The sequence below is a fragment of the Peribacillus aracenensis genome, assembly GCF_025175645.1.
GTDB lineage: Bacteria > Bacillota > Bacilli > Bacillales > DSM-1321 > Peribacillus > Peribacillus aracenensis.
In genome coordinates this window covers 1-3,471 of sequence record NZ_JANZMJ010000072.1, presented here as the reverse complement: position 1 = coordinate 3,471, position 3,471 = coordinate 1, and the positions used below count along the sequence as shown (strand labels likewise).

Annotated in this window: 2 protein-coding genes and 1 pseudogene; all 3 read right to left on the bottom strand. The window is 32.8% G+C overall.

The window, feature by feature from the left end; all coding sequences use genetic code 11:
* Nucleotides 1–751 precede the first annotated feature (751 nt).
* Nucleotides 752–1,195: pseudogene (locus N0M92_RS29385) on the bottom strand (SMI1/KNR4 family protein); the annotation flags it as partial.
* A gap of 167 nt (nt 1,196–1,362) precedes the next feature.
* Nucleotides 1,363–1,851 carry a YjdJ family protein gene (locus N0M92_RS28855; RefSeq protein ID WP_260288995.1) on the bottom strand — a complete coding sequence of 163 codons (489 nt, stop codon included), beginning with the start codon at nt 1,849–1,851 and terminating at the stop codon, nt 1,363–1,365.
* Between the two features lie 903 nt (nt 1,852–2,754).
* On the bottom strand, nt 2,755–3,129 hold the full coding sequence (locus N0M92_RS28850) for an STAS/SEC14 domain-containing protein (protein ID WP_260288994.1): 375 nt from the start codon (nt 3,127–3,129) through the stop codon (nt 2,755–2,757).
* Nucleotides 3,130–3,471: the final 342 nt, after the last annotated feature.

Here is a 3,471-nt window from a genome sequence, read left to right as displayed (position 1 = left end):
CCTCCTTGTTTGATGCTGGGTCAATGGTCGTTGACACTCATGCATCATACAAGAGGGCTCTTTTTCTTTCAAGACCTCGAACATCCTTCTAACAGGAATGCTGCCCCGTTAGTGCCATAAGAAAAAGGCTGCCTAAGCAACCTTCCTTATTGAAGTAAAGCACCCGTTAGTTGCATAGTAAGTACTATAATATTTTTGTATTATCCCAAATTTCTTTTAAAGGCTTTCCATCCAAGGTTGCCTGTTTTAGTAGCTCCTCAGCTGTTCTAAACGATTGTAAATCGAATTCATAATCGGAGAGATGCCATTGGTTGGAATGTTCATTAATGTGATAAATGTGGTCTTGAAAAGAAAAACTGACTCTGTTATCTAAACTCAAATCCCTTTGTAAATCTTCATAAGAATAGTTGAGTTTTTCGATAATCATCTCAGCATACTGTTGTACACCAATATCGGTATCATTTTTGAAAACCTCTATAAATTCTTGGATTGTTTTATCATCTAATTGATACGTTAAATAATTCCATACAATGTCAGCAATATCATTTCTTAAATATTCATTAGGATGATTACTTAATTTTAATAATTGTTTACTCAACCACTCTACATCAGACTCAAATTGCGATAGATGAATTAAGGCATCCCTTATTTCCTCTACCTTATCTTGTTGTATTTGTATAAGGATTTCAAATTCCTCCTTGCTGTATTCCTTCATCTGAAGTTCAACATCATCAAAAGGTTCGGATTCTTCGGTATATAGACGTTCTAAAAATTCATCAAAATGTTCAGCTATTTTTATAATCTTTTCATCATCGTTATCTACAAAAACAATCGGAGGCTCTGAAGAAACATTGCGATAGTCAAAAGCAACCCAAGTATGTCCATCTCCATTAAACAAAATCAGTCCTTCGGGCATTTCCCATTCTTTAATTAAAGATTCGCTTTGTAATATACTATCTTTTTGACCTATGCCAAAAATATGGTCAACGTTAATATGGTCATCAGCCCACGATGTTGGAACATCAGATGGATACGAGTTAAATTTAATATATCCCCCGTTTTGATCCTTGAGGATATTTATGTACGATTGTGGTAATTTTATTTTCAGTTTTTCTTCTGCTTTTTCAACGATTTCATCAGTTAATGGTTCTAACTTGTAATAATCACAGTCCTCTTCCCAAATAATTTCCCCCACTGAAATCACTCCCTAAAAAAATAATATTTGTTGAGACATTAATTATAAATTGTTAGTTATTGATTCGTATCTCTTTGTTGAACTAAACTGCCCCGATAGTTCCATAACAAAAAGAGCTGCCAAAGCAACTCCCTTAGTGAAGTAAAGCACCCGTTAGTTCAACAAGGTTAATTTGTAATTTCGTTCGTGTTACGATTTAAAATCTGAAAGTAAATTATTACAGCAGTTACAATGCACAATACACCACTCACTAACCAAATATAGAAAAGAATTTGACCACCAAATGTGGGAGAATTAAAAATAAAATAACTAAGTAAGAATAATACTCCACCCAAAAAAGATAAATAATAAGCAAATCGTTTATGCTGTTGCTTTAAAAAATGATATCCCATAAGAATTAACAAATATAAACTGCTTATTACCATAATGACAGGAAAAGTGGGTTGAAATTTAGCTGCGTATATAAAGTAGTCAAGTTGTGATATAGAGCTATTACTATTTACCTCACCGTATATAAATTGAGAAAATGGTGTTGAGTACTTCCATTCCCAATGATCATCCACGATTGCACTACCTTCATATAAAGCACAAACAGTAGAAATTAAAAGTAAAATAGATGCTATACCAAACTGAAACAAAAAACTAAGCCTAAACATATTAAATACCCTCATTTATTTTTCAAAATTTTTTTCCACTCTTACTTTAACATTAATTTCAATTAGTAACATTAAAATCCTTTTTCCTTCTTCAATTAACCTGCCCCTTTAGTTCCATAAGAAAGAGCTGCCTTATAGACAGCTCTGATCTCAGCTAACGCACCTGTTAGTTCATTAAGAAATCCAGTATGGAAACAAAGAAATGAAATGAAGAGACAACAATGCTCATATGACTCCACAGGGATTTATCGTAACCTTCTTCGCCGGACTTATAGGGATTGGCTTAATGTTGCTGAATTTCTCAATCCATAAATACCCCAAAAGATAAGCAGGAATTAAGTTGAGTTATGACACTATATCAAAAAAGCCGATTTCCAAGTTAGGGAATCGACCTTAAATAAATATATTAAACGCACCTCAATAATTGATTAAATCACTCAAGATGAATACAAAGATCAAAACTGAAATCATAATCAACCAGCCTACTTTTTTTGTTACCGATTTCTGAAGGAATTTGATTCTAGGTAGTACAATAAAAATAACACTAAAAAGTACAGCAGATCCACATACTGTATTAAGCCAAAAAGAAAAACCAATTCTATCAAAATACGGAGGAAGGAAAGTTATTACAATAATAATCGAACTACTCAGCGCTACATCTACCCATTTCAATTTTTTAACCGCCTTATGATTTCCAAGTTCCGTTGCCATCTCTATTATAATCAAGTCACTTTAATCATCAATGATTTTTTTTATCATAATTCCCTTCAAGTCATTGTTCAACTAACCTGCCCCGTTAGTGCCATAAGATAAGGCAGCTTCAGCAACCTGCCTTATTGTAGAGTTGACACAAACTGTGAAATAAAAAAAGTTACCTTTCAGCAACTTTAGGAGTAGAAACCATTATTTATATTTAGTAAGCCATTCAATTAATTGGTCATAGTTACTTGAGAATATTACATTGTCTTTGGTATTAGACTGTTCAAGGTGAATTAGAATATCCCCTTCTTCTAATAAAAAAGCGACTGCAATTGTGTCCTCTAATATATTATTAGAAAAAAATTTGTCTTTCCACAATTTTTGTACAGAAAAATGTTCTGGAGTATAACCTTTACGATTAACTAATAACTTATACTTTTTTCCTTGTCTAATAAATGAAAAGCATGTTTTCTCAAATGAATTAAACCAGGCGTATACATCAGCGAGGGTTATGAAACCTGTCAAATTAGTAATAATAATATCTTCAGAAATGGATGTACTTATATCTTTAACATTCAATTGAACAACAACTCCTTACTATCATTATAAACCAAATAATGTAAGGTAGTGTAAGTTTTAATGGCGCATAGTTCCAATACACTGTGCTTGTAGAACTATCCTGCCCCTATAGTTGCATAAGAAAAGGAGCTGCTGATCAGCTCCTGGTAATGAAGTAAAGCACCCGTTAGCATTCCTGTAGATCGTTAAATATCAGGTTTGAAAAAAATAGAACCCCTCAGTAAGATACGAGTATAGAGACCAATCTAACTCAAAGTCTTAAGGAGGAAGCCCTACTATGAATTTTAAAATGCAAAACAAACAAAATCAACTAATTGAGAGAATTACGGATCAACATCTAGT

Bases quoted from the DNA above. Each gene is read 5' to 3' on its own strand.
- N0M92_RS28855 (WP_260288995.1), bottom strand. From the start codon at position 1,851: ATGTTTAGGCTTAGTTTTTTGTTTCAGTTTGGTATAGCATCTATTTTA.